The sequence below is a fragment of the Pseudomonas sp. W22_MBD1_FP4 genome, assembly GCF_052113765.1.
GTDB classification, from domain to species: Bacteria; Pseudomonadota; Gammaproteobacteria; order Pseudomonadales; family Pseudomonadaceae; genus Aquipseudomonas; species Aquipseudomonas sivasensis.
On the sequence record NZ_JBGQOI010000046.1, the window covers coordinates 1 to 13,383 of the forward strand.

The window sequence follows — 13,383 nt, forward strand, 5'->3', positions numbered from 1 at the left end:
CCCGATGGCGGTGGACCAGTCAATGAATCTGTTGACTGGTCTACCGCCATCGGGAGCAAGCCCCCTCCCACATTTTCAGACCGCGTCGGTGCTTAGTTCACCGACAGAATCGGACTGCCCAACTTCTCCAGCAACGTCGCCTGCGCACTGCGTGGATTCTGGTTGCCGGTCGGCGTGTTGCGCACGTAACGGCCGTCGGATTGCAGGCTCCAGCTGTGGGTGTTGTCGGTCAGGTAGCTTTCCAGCTCTTTCTTGACCCGCATGATCAGCTTCTTGCCCTCTACTGGGAAGCAGGTCTCCACACGCTTATCCAGGTTGCGCTCCATCCAGTCGGCACTGGACAGGAACATCTGCTCTTCGCCGCCGTTGAGGAAGTAGAACACCCGCGTGTGCTCCAGGAAGCGGCCGATGATCGAACGCACATGGATATTGTGCGACACGCCAACAATGCCCGGACGCAGGCAGCACATGCCACGCACCACCAAGTCGATACGCACGCCGGACTGGCTGGCCTTGTACAGCGCGCGGATGATCTTCGGATCGGTCAGCGAGTTGAACTTGGCAATGATGTGCGCCGGTTTGCCGTCGAGGGCGAACTGGGTTTCGCGGGCAATCATGTCGAGCATGCCCTTCTTCAGGGTGAACGGCGCGTGCAGCAGCTTCTTCATGCGCAAGGTCTTGCCCATGCCGATTAACTGGCTGAACAACTTGCCGACGTCTTCACACAAGGCGTCGTCGGAAGTCAGCAGGCTGTAGTCGGTATAGAGCTTGGCGTTGCCAGCGTGGTAGTTGCCGGTACCCAAGTGGGCGTAGCGCACGATCTCACCCGCTTCGCGGCGCAGGATCAGCATCATCTTGGCGTGTGTCTTGAAGCCAACCACGCCGTAGATCACCACCGCGCCGGCCGCTTGCAGACGGCTGGCCAGTTGCAGGTTGGATTCTTCGTCGAACCGCGCACGCAACTCGATCACCGCAGTGACCTCCTTGCCGTTACGCGCAGCGTCCACCAGGGCATCGACGATTTCCGAGTTGGCGCCGCTGCGGTACAGGGTCTGGCGTACGGCCAACACGTGCGGATCCTTGGCGGCCTGGCGCAGCAGGTCGACCACCGGAGTGAAGGACTCGAACGGGTGCAGCAGCAGGATGTCCTGCTTGCTCACAACGCTGAAGATGTTCTCGCTGTTTTGCAACAGTTTCGGGATCTGCGGCGTGAACGGCGTGTATTGCAGCTCCGGGTGGCTGTCCAGGCCGGTGATGCTGAACAGACGCGTCAGGTTCACCGGACCGTTGACCTGATACAACTCGGTCTCGCCCAGGTTGAACTGCTTGAGCAGGTAGTCCGACAGGTGTTTCGGGCAGGTGTCGGCCACTTCCAGGCGAACCGCATCGCCGTAGCGCCGCGAGAACAGCTCGCCGCGCAGGGCACGGGCCAAGTCTTCGACGTCTTCGGAGTCGAGCGCCAGGTCGGCGTTACGGGTCAGGCGGAACTGGTAGCAGCCCTTGACCTTCATGCCTTGGAACAGATCATCGGCGTGGGCGTGGATCATCGAGGACAGGAATACATAGTTGTCGCCAGCGCCCCCCACCTCTTCCGGCACCTTGATGATCCGTGGCAGCAAACGCGGCGCCGGGATGATCGCCAGGCCGGAATCGCGACCGAAGGCGTCGATACCTTCCAGCTCAACGATGAAGTTGAGGCTCTTGTTCACCAGCAACGGGAACGGGTGCGTCGGGTCGAGGCCGATCGGCGTGATGATTGGCGCGATCTCGTCACGGAAATAGCGACGCACCCACGTTTTGATCTTGGTGGTCCAGTGACGGCGACGGATGAAGCGGACCTGATGTTTTTCCAGCTCCGGCAGCAGGATGTCGTTTAGGATCGCGTATTGGCGGTCCACATGGCCGTGCACCAGCTCGCTGATGCGCGCCAACGCCTGGTGCGGTTGCAGGCCGTCGGCGCCGGCTTGTTCGCGGGCGAAGGTGATCTGCTTTTTGAGGCCGGCAACACGGATCTCGAAGAACTCGTCCAGGTTGCTGGAGAAAATCAGCAGGAATTTCAGCCGCTCCAGCAACGGGTAGGACTCATCCAGCGCCTGTTCCAGCACGCGGATGTTGAATTGCAGTTGCGACAGCTCGCGGTGGATGTAAAGGCTGCTGTCATCCAGGTTGGTCACCATCGGCACTGGCGCCGGCGCTGGTACTTCGGCCACCACGGCAGGCGGAGCCGGTTCCAGCTCCGGCGGGGTCTCGGCGACTTGTTCAACCACCGGGTGAGCGTCTTTTACTGCAACTTCGGAGAGTCCTTCGGTATTCATCGAGTGTTCCTGTGAGGGCTATTGTTGCTCTCTAAGCAATTGGGCGGCGCGGGCGGCAAAGTAGGTCAGAATGCCATCAGCTCCGGCACGTTTAAAGGCCGTCAGGGATTCCAGAATCACCCCTTCACTCAACCATCCATTCTGTATTGCAGCCATGTGCATGGCGTATTCGCCGCTGACCTGATAGACAAAGGTCGGCACCTTGAATTCATCTTTGACCCGCCAAAGGATGTCCAGGTACGGCATCCCCGGCTTGACCATCACCATGTCAGCGCCTTCGGCCAGATCGGCCGCCACTTCGTGCAAGGCTTCATGGCTATTGGCAGGATCCATCTGGTAAGAGGCCTTGTTGGCCTTGCCCAAGTTCAATGCCGAGCCCACCGCGTCGCGGAACGGGCCGTAGTAGGCGCTGGCGTACTTCGCTGAATAGGCCATGATTCGCACATTGACGTGGCCGGCCAGCTCCAGGGCTTCGCGAATCGCCTGGATGCGGCCGTCCATCATGTCCGAAGGTGCGACCACCTGGGCGCCTGCCGCAGCGTGGGACAAGGCCTGCCTGACCAACGCATCGACGGTGATGTCGTTCTGAACATAGCCGTCTTCGTCAAGGATGCCATCCTGACCGTGGGTCGTGAACGGGTCCAACGCCACGTCGGTGATCACCCCCAACTCAGGGAAACGCTCGCGCAGAGCACGTGTTGCGCGCTGGGCGATCCCTTGCGGGTTCCAGGCTTCGGCCGCATCGAGGGACTTGAGTTCAGCCGGCGTGACCGGGAACAGCGCCAACGCCGGAATCCCCAGTTCGACCCAACCCGCCGCCTCTTCCAGCAGCAGATCAATGGTCAGACGCTCCACCCCTGGCATTGACGCAACGGCTTCCCGACGATTTTCGCCATCGAGCACAAACACCGGCAGGATCAGATCATTCGTCGTCAGTACGTTTTCACGAACCAGACGGCGAGAAAAATCATCACGGCGATTGCGACGCAGACGAGTGGCTGGGAACAGGCGATTGGCAGGGGTAAAGCTCACGACAGACTCCTGAGCCCGGGTTTACGGGCGAGCGTTGCAGTTATAAGCGGCCATTATGACGAAGGTATGACAGTTGTGCTTATCGATGCGACCTGTAGTCGCATTCGTCGTTTATGTAGGAATTGTTCACTTCGTGACACATCTCGATACTTTCATGAATGTTCACGAAGGCGTAGGCTGCGCGTTCATTTCGCCAGCACCCAGACCATGCTTCAACAATTTCTGCATGACTTCGGCTACTTTGCCCTCTTCCTCGGGACGTTCTTTGAAGGCGAGACCATTCTGGTGCTCGCAGGCTTCCTGGCGTTCCGTGGCTACATGGATATCAACCTGGTGGTGGTCGTTGCCTTCTTTGGCAGCTACGCCGGCGACCAGCTTTGGTATTACATGGGGCGCAAGCACGGCCGCAAACTGCTGGCACGCAAGCCGCGCTGGCAACTGATGGGCGACAAAGCACTGGAACATATCCGCAAACACCCGGATATCTGGGTGCTGAGTTTCCGCTTCGTCTACGGATTGCGCACGGTGATGCCGGTCGCGATTGGTCTGTCGGGCTACCCGCCACTGCGCTACCTGATCCTCAACGGGATTGGTGCTGCCATCTGGGCAGCGGCTTTGGGTGCGGCGGCTTATCACTTCGGCGCAGTACTGGAAGGCATGCTCGGCAGCGTCAAAAAGTACGAATTGTGGGTGCTCGGCGCGTTGTTGTTACTAGGCTTTGGCCTGTGGCTGCGGCGCCGCTTCAAGAACGCTCGAATCGCCCGCCAGGCCTGTGCAGATGCCAAGGCCCGGCTCGCGGCCGAGCCTGCCTCGATCGAAGCGCCTAAGACACCAGTCGAGTAAGCCGGCTTCTACAGCAGTAGAGGCCGATCACGCTGAGCAGGCTATAACTCAGCAGCCCAAGCCAGCCCAAGTGGCTGGCCGGCCACAGCCCCACCTGCGGTGCCAGCCACACCAGCGGTACATTCAATGCCAGCCGTACCAGCTCAGCCTTCAAGGTCCACGGGCGATTCTCCAGAGCCACGCCCAACGTAAACAACCCAAACGCCATCGCGCCCCAGCCCACAATCAGCGCGGTGGCGGGCAAACCCTCGCCGAAATTCATCAAATAGCTGCCAAACCCCACATACGCAGCAAACTGCAGGGCGATGTACACCTGTTGGCGCGCGTCCAGCGGCACGTCGAATTTGCGGAACTGGCTCAAGTCAGGCTTGGCCAGGGGGTATTTGGCCTTCACGTCCGCAGGGCGCCAGCCGGTGCGCATGAACCAGATGCGCAGCTTGTCCCACTTACTCTCGGTACGCCGTGCATCGCTCCAAAGCTGCGCATAAAACTGCAAGTTGGCCCACAGCGGGTTCCAACTCGCCAAGGGGGTCGTCACACCAAAAACCACCGGTTCGTTGTCGTCTTCTTCCTGGAAGGTGCCGAACAGCCGGTCCCAAAGAATGAACACCCCGCCGTAGTTGCGATCCATGTAAAGAGCGTTCTGTGCATGGTGGGCCCGATGATTGGATGGCGTGACGAAGAACCACTCGAACCAGCCGAGCTTGGGCACATGACGGGTGTGCACCCAGAATTGATAGAGCAGGTTGAGCGAGGCGACGCTGATGAATACCACCAACGGCACGCCGAGCACGGCCAGGGGCAGGTAGAAAATCCAGCTCAGCAGAAACCCGGTGCTGGTCTGGCGCAGGGCGGTGCTGAGGTTGTAGTCCTCGCTCTGATGATGCACCGAGTGCGCGGCCCACAGGATATTGCGCTCGTGCCCCATCCGGTGCAGCCAGTAGTAGCAGAAGTCGTAGAGCACAAAGGCGAAGACCCAGGTCCAGACACTTTGGGCAGGCAGTTCGATCAGCGCCAAGTGCTTGAGGGCGAATGCGTAGGTCAGCAGCCCGACGCCCTTGGTCAACAACCCCGTGGTGGTGGACAGCACACCGGTGCTGAGGCTGTTGATGGCGTCCGCGACCCGGTAGTTGCGCTGGCCGCGCCAACGGTCAGCGAGCAATTCCACCACGATCAAGGCGATGAAAAACGGTACCGCGTAAGGCACGAAGTCCATGAGCTAGTCCGGTCTATTGTTGTGGCATCAAGATTAGGTGCAGCGACGCGAGATCCCATTGGCAACAGGTTACAAATTAGTAGACATTTAACGCCAAGACCCCAGGAGAAATGCCCATGAGCAAAAAGATTGCAGTGATCCTTTCCGGCTGCGGCGTGTATGACGGCGCAGAGATCCAAGAAAGCGTGATCACCCTGCTGCGCCTGGACCAGCGCGGCGCTCAGGTCCAATGCTTTGCCCCCGACATTCCACAGCTGCACGTAGTCAACCATCTCACCGGTGAAGAGATGCCTGAGTCACGTAATGTGCTGGTGGAGTCGGCGCGCATTGCCCGAGGCGAGGTGAAGGACATCAAACAGGCCAATGCCGAAGAGTTCGATGCGTTGATCGTGCCCGGCGGGTTCGGTGCGGCGAAGAACCTGTCGGACTTTGCTGTGAAAGGCGCAGAGTGCAGCGTTAATCCACAAGTATTGGCACTGGCTGAAGCCTTTGCCGAAGCCGGAAAGCCGGTCGGGCTGATCTGCATCTCACCGGCCCTGGCCGCAAAAATCTACGGCCCTGGCGTGACCTGCACCATCGGCAACGACACCGACACCGTCGCAGCCCTGGACAAAATGGGCGCCTCCCATCAGGAGTGCGCGGTTGAAGATATCGCCGAAGACACGGCGCGCAAGCTCGTGAGTACGCCGGCCTATATGCTCGGCAAGAACATCAGCGAGGTGGCTTCAGGCATCAACAAGCTGGTGGACCGGGTGTTGGAACTGACCCACGAAAACGACTGATCCGCTCACACAACACTAGATTGTGCTGAGCGGGCTTGCCCCGGGCGAGGTACGGAAGTCAGGCGGGGCGCATCAACTGGGTGAGGATGCGGTCGAGCGAGTTGGCGAACGCCTGCTTATCCTTCTCGCTATGGGGCGGCGGCCCACCGCCCATCTGGCCTTGCTCACGCAGATCGGTAAACAGGTTACGCACCGCCAACCGCTCACTCATGTTCGCGGGGCTGAACTCCTTGCCCCGCGGGTCGAGCGCCGTGACACCCTTTTTCACAAGGCGGTCAGCCAACGGCACATCGCTGCAGATCACCAGTTCGCCTGGCACGGCGTGCTCTACCAAGTAATCATCAGCCGCGTCAGGACCGCTGGGCACCACGATCAGCTTCACGCAGGCAAAGCTCGGCTTGATCTGGCTCTGCCCAGCCACCAGCACCACCTCGAACTGGCGTTTGAGGGCAAACTTCACCACTTGGTCCTTGGCCGCCCGAGGGCAGGCATCGGCGTCAATCCATACCCGCATAGTCAAGCCGTCACGCGGCGTTTTTCGGCCAAACGACTGCGACCATACAGCACCACAATCGCCAGGATCGCTAAGGCCTGGGCGCTCAACGAATACGCGTCGGCGTGGATACCCAGCCAGTCGAAATCAAAGAATGCCACTGGCCGCGTGCCGAAGATGCCGGCTTCCTGCAACGCCTTGACGCCATGTCCGGCGAACACCACCGACAGCGCGCACAGTAGCGCCGCGTTGATGCCGAAGAACAGCGCCAGCGGCAACCTCGCCGAACCGCGCAGGATTACCCAAGCCAGGCCCACCAGCAGCACCAGCGCCGTTGCACCGCCCGCCAGCACAGCGTTGTGCCCGGCCGGGCCGGCTTGAAGCCACAGGGTTTCGTAGAACAGGATTACTTCGAACAACTCGCGGTATACCGAGAAGAACGCCAGCACCGCGAAACCAAAACGCCCACCACCGCCCACCAAGCTGCTCTTGATGTAGTCCTGCCACGCCGCTGCATGGCGGCGATCATGCATCCAGACGCCCAGCCACAGCACCATGACACTGGCGAACAGGGCCGTGCAGCCTTCAAGCAATTCGCGCTGGGCCCCACTGACATCAATGACATACGCCGCCAATGCCCAGGTGGCCAAGCCCGCCAGCAACGCCAGGCCCCAGCCGACGTTAACGCTACGCACCGCCGATTGCTGGCCGGTGTTACGCAGGAAGGCAAGGATCGCTGCCAGCACCAAAATTGCTTCCAGGCCTTCGCGCAGCAGGATCAGCAGGCCTGAGATGTAGCTCAACGACCAACTCAAACCGTCGCTGCCCAGCAAACCGGCGGATTCGGTGAGCTTGCCCTTGGCCACGTCCAGGCGCTGCTGCACCTGCTCAATCGGCAAGCCATCCTGCAACGACTGACGGTAGGCCATCAGGGCCTTCTCGGTATCTTTGCGCACGTTAGCATCGACGTTATCCAGGGAGCTTTCCACCAGCTCGAAACCTTCCAGATAAGCCGCAACGGACAGGTCGTAGGCTTGTTCGTGGTCGCCATTACGGAACGCGGCGAGGCTTTTGTCCAAGGTCGTTGCGGTGTAGTCGAGCAACTGGGCCGGGCCACGCTTGACCTGCGGTGGTTGCGCACGCTGGGCGCGGAAGGTTGCGGCAGCGGCCGGGCCTTCTGCGGCCAACACTTCGTTGGGGGTTCGGCGAGCCAGATCGGCGAGGTTGAAGGGCTGCTCACTTTTTGCCGCAGCCGGGTCAGCGGTGAAGCCAGCGATGTAGGTCGCCAGGTCCCAGCGCTGACGGTCGTCCAACTGATCGGCAAAGGACGGCATATCAGTGCCTTCGACGCCCAGGCCCAGGGTGTTATAGATCGCGTAGAGGCTCAGACGATCCAGGCGCGCGGCATCCCGCAGGTTGGCAGGCGGCGGTGTGAGGCCCACGCCCGCCGGGCCATCACCGGCGCCGGCAGTGCCGTGGCACACCGAGCAATGCTGGGCATAGAGCGGTGCACCGCGCGTCGGGTCGGGCGTGATGGCCGGGGCCTGACTGACTTCATACGCGACGGCCAACTTGGCGCCCAACTGACGGGCCTGCCGGGCGACGGTCGCGCCATCCTCATGCGCGTTGACAGCTGACAGTAATTCATCAACGCCCTTTACCAGTTCGGCGCGCTCGGGTCTCTGTGGCAAGTCCGCCACCAACCCCTGCAACACCCCGAGAAACTCCACCTGCTCGCGAAATTCCGAATCATCCACTACCTTGCCCGCCTCCACCGTCGGCGGATAGTCAGCACCAATGTAGTCCAGCAAATGCAGGGCTTGTGGCGCGCCTTCGGCAGTTGCCGCCAACAGGTTGGAGCTGCACGACATCAACGCCGGCAACATCAGCCAGGCGAGAAAACGGAAGGGGGCAGTCATGAACGAATCTCAAAGGGAAATACGAAGTAACACATTGTTAAGGCTTATCCGGTTTGACTCAAGGTGTAAGTGATGGGGTGCGGATAAGGACCCTGGATTTTTGCAGTCGAATAGTGGCACTTCGGCATGGCTTGCCCATATAGGCTCCAAATCAGTTCACTCAAACAGGTAACAGCTATTAACCGGTAGGGACGATTTCGCGAGGATCTGGCCATGCTCTGGAGAACTCCCACAGCCACTCAACCGTACTGGGCCTGACGCTGGTGGAGGATTTCAGCCGGTCAACACACGCACCTTTGAGATCACCTCGGCATTTACCACCACGGTGAGGGCCAGGACACCAAACTGGTGAACAGCCGCAATGTGCGCGTTAGCCTGAACCGCCCGAATGGTATGAAAGAAGTGGCAAAGGCACTCGGAGAGGATGTGGAGCAATTGGGTGGTGGGCATCAAGCGCCCAACCTACCGGTGTTGCGTAATAACGTGCCTAGGAATGAAGCGCCGAAGACTTTGCGCAGAGCGGTGATCCTCTGGGCGACACAAACCCAATGTGAGAGGGGGCTTGCTCCCGATAGCAGTGTCTCAGTCAGTTTAGCTGTAGCTGAGACACCGCCATCGAGAGCAAGCCCCCTCCCACACTTTTGACCCCGTTTCTTCAGTTATGCCGTGGCGCGGTGCAAGCTGGCCAGGAAACCCGCAGCCCCAACGAACAATCCGGCAAACGTGCGGTTAACACGTTTTTGCTGCTTAGGCGTACGCAACAGCCGCAGCACTTTTGACGCCAATCCCGTATATCCCGCCATCACGATCATATCGACGCTGATCATCGTCGCGCCCAGGATCAGATACTGGATCAGCAAAGGCGCCTGCGGGTTCACGAACTGCGGCAGTACCGCCAACATGAACACAAGGGCTTTTGGATTGCTGGCGTTGACCAGAAAGCCACGGAACATCATCGCCATCGGCTTGCCGATCGGACGTGGCGCCGCGTCATCGGTCATGTCCATGGGCAAGGCGCGCCATTGCTTGATAGCCAGGTACACCAGGTACGCCACACCAAACCATTTGATCGCATAGAACGCGGTCGACGACGCCGCCAGAATGGCACCCAAGCCGCCCGCCACCACAGCAATCTGCATCGCCAGGCCCAATTGCAGGCCAATGGCGTTCCAATAACCGCGCACGAAACCATATTGCAGGCCGCTGGACATCGAAGCGATGGCACCGGCGCCAGGGGAAAGGGAGATGATCCAACTGGCCAGGAAAAAGGCCAGCCACGTATCGAGTGCCATTGCACACCTCGGGAGAGAGTCAGCGATTGTTGTGCCTAAAGCTAACTCCGCCGACCAGAGGCTGGCTATAGATTTTTACGCGCGGTGAATGCTAGCGGTCACCAGGAAACACATGGGTGCCTGGCCAGCGTCGTACAGAGCGTTGGAAGAATAGGCTGTTTGGGACCTGCACCATCGCGCTGTCGGTGCCGGCTTCCGCCACTTCGATCAGCGTGGTGTAGAGCAGATTGATTGCCACCACACGGCCTTTCACCCCCGGTTTGTCGACCGTATCCACCAGCTCGACGATGTCACCAATGCGGAACGGCCCAACGGTGAAGATTAAGATCGCGCACAGCAGGTTCGACAGCACCGACCACATCGCGAAGAACGCTACGGCGGCAACCGCAACAAACCCCGACAGCGCCGTCCACAACACCGTGGCGGACACGCCCAGGCGACCCAGCACGAAGATCAGCGCACTGCCCATGATCAGCCAGCGCAAGCCACCGCGCAGCGGCATCAACAGTTGCGGCGGAAACGGGTAGCGCTCACCCAAACGAGTCAGGCCTTTGGCAACGAAACGCTGGGCGAGGTATGCGCCCAGCAGGATCAGCAGGATTTGTACGCCGATCCACGCGGGCTCGACCCATTGCGTGGGTATCGGCAACTGCAACGCCTCCATCAGGACAGCGCCTCCAGCTCCGCTTGCAGGGTTTCAAGCAGTTCGAGGGCTTCCATCCAGGTTTCCTCCAACTGCCCTTCACGCACCTTGAGCTTGGCCTGCTCGGCCAGCAGGTCACGCAGCTCGTCCTTGCGGGCCGCCTCGTATACAGCGCTGTCGCCCAAACTGGCTTCGATCTTGGCCAGGCGCTCGTGAACCTTGCCCAGCTCGGCTTCGAGCTTGTCGGCTTCGCGCTTATGCGGCGCCAACTGTTGGCGCAATGCAGCAGCAGCCTGACGTTGAGCCTTCTTGTCAGTCTTATCCGGGTTAACCGGTGTGTTGCTGACCGGTGCGTTGCGCAGACGGTAATCCGTCAGCCAGCGTGCGTAGTCATCGAGGTCGCCGTCGAACTCTTCGACTTTGCCATCTGCGACCAGCAGGAAGTTATCGGTGGTGCTCTTGAGCAAGTGGCGATCGTGAGACACCACCAGTACCGCACCGCTGAACTCCTGCAGGGCCATGGTCAGCGCCAGGCGCATTTCCAGGTCCAGGTGGTTGGTGGGTTCATCGAGCAGCAGCAGGTTTGGGCGGTCCCAGGCGATCAGCGCCAAGGCCAGGCGGGCTTTTTCGCCACCGGAGAAGTTCAGCACCGGCTCATCGATACGCGCGCCACGGAAGTCGAAACCACCTAGGAAATCACGCAGGGTTTGCTCGCGCTCGGTCGGCGCCAGGCGTTGCAGGTGCAGCAACGGACTTGCCTTGGAATCGAGAGAGTCCAGCTGATGCTGGGCGAAGTAGCCCACCACCAGGTTCTCACCACGAGTCAGGCGGCCGGCCAAAGGTTGCAGTTCGCCCGAGAGGTTCTTGATCAGGGTCGACTTGCCCGCGCCGTTGGGGCCGAGCAAACCGATACGCGCGCCTGGCGTGAGCTGCAGTTTGACCTTTTCCAGGATGGTTTTTTCGCCATAACCCAGGCGAGCATCCGAGAGGTCCAACAAGGGACTGGAGATCTTCACCGACTCGCGGAACACAAAGTCGAATGGCGAATCGACGTGGGCCGCCGACAGTTCTTCCATGCGCTCCAACGCCTTGATCCGGCTTTGGGCCTGACGGGCCTTGGTGGCCTGGGCCTTGAACCGTGCGATGTAGCTTTCCATGTGCGCACGCTGCGCCTGCTGCTTCTCGAACGCCTGCTGCTGCTGGGCCAGGCGCTCGGCACGCGCACGTTCGAACGCGGTGTAGCCGCCACGGTAGAGGGTGATCTTCTTCTGTTCGACGTGGGCGATGTTGTCGACCACAGCATCGAGGAAATCCCGGTCGTGGGAAATCAGCAGCAAGGTGCCCTGGTAGCTCTTGAGGAAGTCTTCCAGCCACAGGATCGCATCGAGGTCCAAGTGGTTGGTTGGTTCGTCGAGCAGCAACAGGTCCGAGGGGCACATCAGCGCCTGGGCCAAGTTAAGGCGCATGCGCCAGCCACCGGAAAAGTCGGAGACCGGCCGGTCCATCTGCTCGTTGGTGAAGCCAAGGCCGGCAAGCATCTTGCGGGCGCGGGCGTCAGCGGTGTAGCCGTCGGCGCTGTCGAGCTCCGCGTGCAGGCGGGCCTGTGCGGCGCCATCCTGGGCTTTCTCGGCCTCGGCCAGGTCGTGTTGCACCTGGCGCAGACGCAGGTCGCCATCGAGCACGTAGTCGATCGCGATGCGGTCCAGGGTGTCGATCTCCTGGCGCATATGGGCGATGCGCCAGTCGGCGGGCAGCAAGCAGTCCCCGGAATCCGGGGTCAGCTCACCCAGCAACAGGGCAAACAACGTGGATTTGCCGGCGCCGTTGGCACCGATCAGGCCGGCTTTGTGACCGGCGTGCAGGGTCAGCTCGGCGTCTTCGAGAAGACGTTGCGGGCCACGCTGTAATGTTAGGCTTTGAAGTCGGATCATAATGGCGGCGGAGTCTACCAGCTTCGTTGCCCGCTGGCTTGGGTGTGAATATGTGCGCTGACCTGTGGAGCTTTGCCCTCTCGACTTACGCCCGTCCGGGCGTGGAAGCCGCTTGTCTGCGCTTGCAGGAACAAGGAGCGGATGTGTGCCTGCTGCTGTGTGGGGCATGGCTGGAACATCGTGGCGTGGCGCTGACCTGCGAGCGCATTCAAGCGTTAACACAGATAGCCGGGCCGTGGCAGAAGCAAGTCATCGAGCCCTTGCGACAAGTGCGCGTGCAATGGCGGACGTTGGCGCAGCAGGACGAACAGCTGGCGGCGTTACGGGAGCGGGTCAAAGCCCTGGAGTTGGAGGCGGAGCGCGGGCTACTCACACGCCTGGAGGCGCTGGCGCAGAACTGGTTGAGCGCAGAGGTGAGCGGGGGTCAGAAATGGCTTGAAGGACTGGGGGCTGAGGCGGCCAACAACCTTGACCACGACGCGCTGCAACACTTGCGCGCCGTGGCCACCGGCACTTAGGAAGCGCTGGTTGGGGTGGTGTTCGATGCTGCCGGTGCAGGAGTGCTGCTGGCCGGTGCTGTTGGAGCGGTGGAGGCTGTCGGGGCGGTTGCAGTTGTTGCTGGTTTTGCAGCAGCAGGCTTAACAGCTGGTTTTGCAGCTGGTTTTGCAGCGGCAGGCTTAGCAGCTGGCTTGGCGGCTGGCTTTGCAGAAGCAGTCTTGGCAGCTGGCTTGGCGGCTGGTTTTGCAGCAGCAGTCTTGGCAGCTGGCTTGGCGGCTGGCTTTGCAGCAGCAGTCTTAGCAACTGGCTTGGCGGCTGGTTTTGCAGCAGCAGTCTTAGCAACTGGCTTGGCGGCTGGTTTTGCAGCAGCAGTCTTAGCAGCTGGCTTGGCGGCTGGTTTTGCAGCAGCAGTCTTAGCA

General features: G+C 60.7%; 12 protein-coding genes and 1 pseudogene. 4 read left to right on the plus strand and 9 right to left on the minus strand.

What is annotated here, in order from left to right:
• Positions 1 to 92 precede the first annotated feature (92 nt).
• Both ppk1 and hemB read right to left on the minus strand, forming a co-directional pair.
• Positions 93 to 2,315, minus strand: a complete 2,223-nt coding sequence (gene ppk1, locus ACEN2T_RS29585) for a polyphosphate kinase 1 (protein WP_032884322.1) — start codon at positions 2,313 to 2,315, stop codon at positions 93 to 95.
• 18 nt (positions 2,316 to 2,333) lie between these two features.
• Positions 2,334 to 3,347, minus strand: a complete 1,014-nt coding sequence (gene hemB, locus ACEN2T_RS29590) for a porphobilinogen synthase (protein WP_032884324.1) — start codon at positions 3,345 to 3,347, stop codon at positions 2,334 to 2,336.
• Positions 3,348 to 3,554: 207 nt separating this feature from the next.
• On the opposite strand from hemB, the gene ACEN2T_RS29595 reads away from it, so the two are divergent.
• Positions 3,555 to 4,190: a DedA family protein gene (locus ACEN2T_RS29595; protein WP_032884326.1), complete on the plus strand. Its 636-nt coding sequence runs from the start codon at positions 3,555 to 3,557 to the stop codon at positions 4,188 to 4,190.
• On the opposite strand, the gene ACEN2T_RS29600 is transcribed toward ACEN2T_RS29595, so the two are convergent.
• Positions 4,171 to 5,406 carry a sterol desaturase family protein gene (locus ACEN2T_RS29600; RefSeq protein WP_032884328.1) on the minus strand — a complete coding sequence of 412 codons (1,236 nt, stop codon included), beginning with the start codon at positions 5,404 to 5,406 and terminating at the stop codon, positions 4,171 to 4,173. The genes ACEN2T_RS29595 and ACEN2T_RS29600 overlap by 20 nt on opposite strands.
• 116 nt (positions 5,407 to 5,522) lie before the next feature.
• Here ACEN2T_RS29600 and elbB point away from each other — a divergent pair, with 116 nt between their 5' ends.
• Positions 5,523 to 6,188: an isoprenoid biosynthesis glyoxalase ElbB gene (gene elbB / locus ACEN2T_RS29605; RefSeq protein WP_122681933.1), complete on the plus strand. Its 666-nt coding sequence runs from the start codon at positions 5,523 to 5,525 to the stop codon at positions 6,186 to 6,188.
• A 58-nt stretch (positions 6,189 to 6,246) separates the two neighbouring features.
• Here elbB and ACEN2T_RS29610 read toward each other — a convergent pair whose 3' ends face one another.
• A complete protein-coding gene (locus ACEN2T_RS29610; protein WP_032884331.1) occupies positions 6,247 to 6,702 on the minus strand; it encodes a YaiI/YqxD family protein in 456 nt (151 codons plus the stop codon).
• 2 nt (positions 6,703 to 6,704) lie between these two features.
• The gene (locus ACEN2T_RS29615; protein WP_099601741.1) at positions 6,705 to 8,600 is read right to left on the minus strand and encodes a cytochrome c/FTR1 family iron permease; all 1,896 of its coding nucleotides are present in this window, start codon (positions 8,598 to 8,600) and stop codon (positions 6,705 to 6,707) included.
• Between the two features lie 218 nt (positions 8,601 to 8,818).
• Here ACEN2T_RS29615 and ACEN2T_RS29620 point away from each other — a divergent pair.
• Positions 8,819 to 9,116 (plus strand): annotated as a pseudogene (locus tag ACEN2T_RS29620) (penicillin-binding protein activator LpoB); the annotation flags it as partial.
• Positions 9,117 to 9,259: 143 nt separating this feature from the next.
• Here ACEN2T_RS29620 and ACEN2T_RS29625 read toward each other — a convergent pair.
• The 3 genes from ACEN2T_RS29625 to ACEN2T_RS29635 form a co-directional block, all read right to left on the minus strand.
• Positions 9,260 to 9,892, minus strand: a complete 633-nt coding sequence (locus ACEN2T_RS29625; protein ID WP_032884337.1) for a LysE family transporter — start codon at positions 9,890 to 9,892, stop codon at positions 9,260 to 9,262.
• A 91-nt stretch (positions 9,893 to 9,983) separates the two neighbouring features.
• A complete protein-coding gene (locus ACEN2T_RS29630; protein WP_032884339.1) occupies positions 9,984 to 10,556 on the minus strand; it encodes a mechanosensitive ion channel family protein in 573 nt (190 codons plus the stop codon).
• On the minus strand, positions 10,556 to 12,466 hold the full coding sequence (locus tag ACEN2T_RS29635) for an ATP-binding cassette domain-containing protein (RefSeq protein ID WP_442117967.1): 1,911 nt from the start codon (positions 12,464 to 12,466) through the stop codon (positions 10,556 to 10,558). The genes ACEN2T_RS29630 and ACEN2T_RS29635 overlap by 1 nt, the downstream gene beginning before the upstream one ends.
• A gap of 50 nt (positions 12,467 to 12,516) precedes the next feature.
• Here ACEN2T_RS29635 and ACEN2T_RS29640 point away from each other — a divergent pair, with 50 nt between their 5' ends.
• Entirely contained in the window at positions 12,517 to 12,984 is a 468-nt protein-coding gene (locus ACEN2T_RS29640) for a TIGR02444 family protein (RefSeq protein WP_442117968.1), read from the plus strand.
• Here ACEN2T_RS29640 and ACEN2T_RS29645 read toward each other — a convergent pair.
• Positions 12,981 to 13,383, minus strand: a 403-nt coding sequence (locus ACEN2T_RS29645; protein WP_442117969.1) for a hypothetical protein, incomplete at its 5' end; no start/stop codon positions are given. The two genes, ACEN2T_RS29640 and ACEN2T_RS29645, sit on opposite strands and share 4 nt — an antisense overlap.

Excerpts from the sequence above, each read along its gene's own strand:
- ppk1 (WP_032884322.1), bottom strand. The coding sequence starts at position 2,315 with ATGAATACCGAAGGACTCTCCGAAGTTGCAGTAAAAGACGCTCACCCG.
- ACEN2T_RS29595 (WP_032884326.1), top strand. The coding sequence starts at position 3,555 with ATGCTTCAACAATTTCTGCATGACTTCGGCTACTTTGCCCTCTTCCTC.
- ACEN2T_RS29600 (WP_032884328.1), bottom strand. The coding sequence starts at position 5,406 with ATGGACTTCGTGCCTTACGCGGTACCGTTTTTCATCGCCTTGATCGTG.
- elbB (WP_122681933.1), top strand. The coding sequence starts at position 5,523 with ATGAGCAAAAAGATTGCAGTGATCCTTTCCGGCTGCGGCGTGTATGAC.
- ACEN2T_RS29610 (WP_032884331.1), bottom strand. The coding sequence starts at position 6,702 with ATGCGGGTATGGATTGACGCCGATGCCTGCCCTCGGGCGGCCAAGGAC.
- ACEN2T_RS29615 (WP_099601741.1), bottom strand. The coding sequence starts at position 8,600 with ATGACTGCCCCCTTCCGTTTTCTCGCCTGGCTGATGTTGCCGGCGTTG.
- ACEN2T_RS29625 (WP_032884337.1), bottom strand. The coding sequence starts at position 9,892 with ATGGCACTCGATACGTGGCTGGCCTTTTTCCTGGCCAGTTGGATCATC.
- ACEN2T_RS29630 (WP_032884339.1), bottom strand. The coding sequence starts at position 10,556 with ATGGAGGCGTTGCAGTTGCCGATACCCACGCAATGGGTCGAGCCCGCG.
- ACEN2T_RS29635 (WP_442117967.1), bottom strand. The coding sequence starts at position 12,466 with ATGATCCGACTTCAAAGCCTAACATTACAGCGTGGCCCGCAACGTCTT.
- ACEN2T_RS29640 (WP_442117968.1), top strand. The coding sequence starts at position 12,517 with ATGTGCGCTGACCTGTGGAGCTTTGCCCTCTCGACTTACGCCCGTCCG.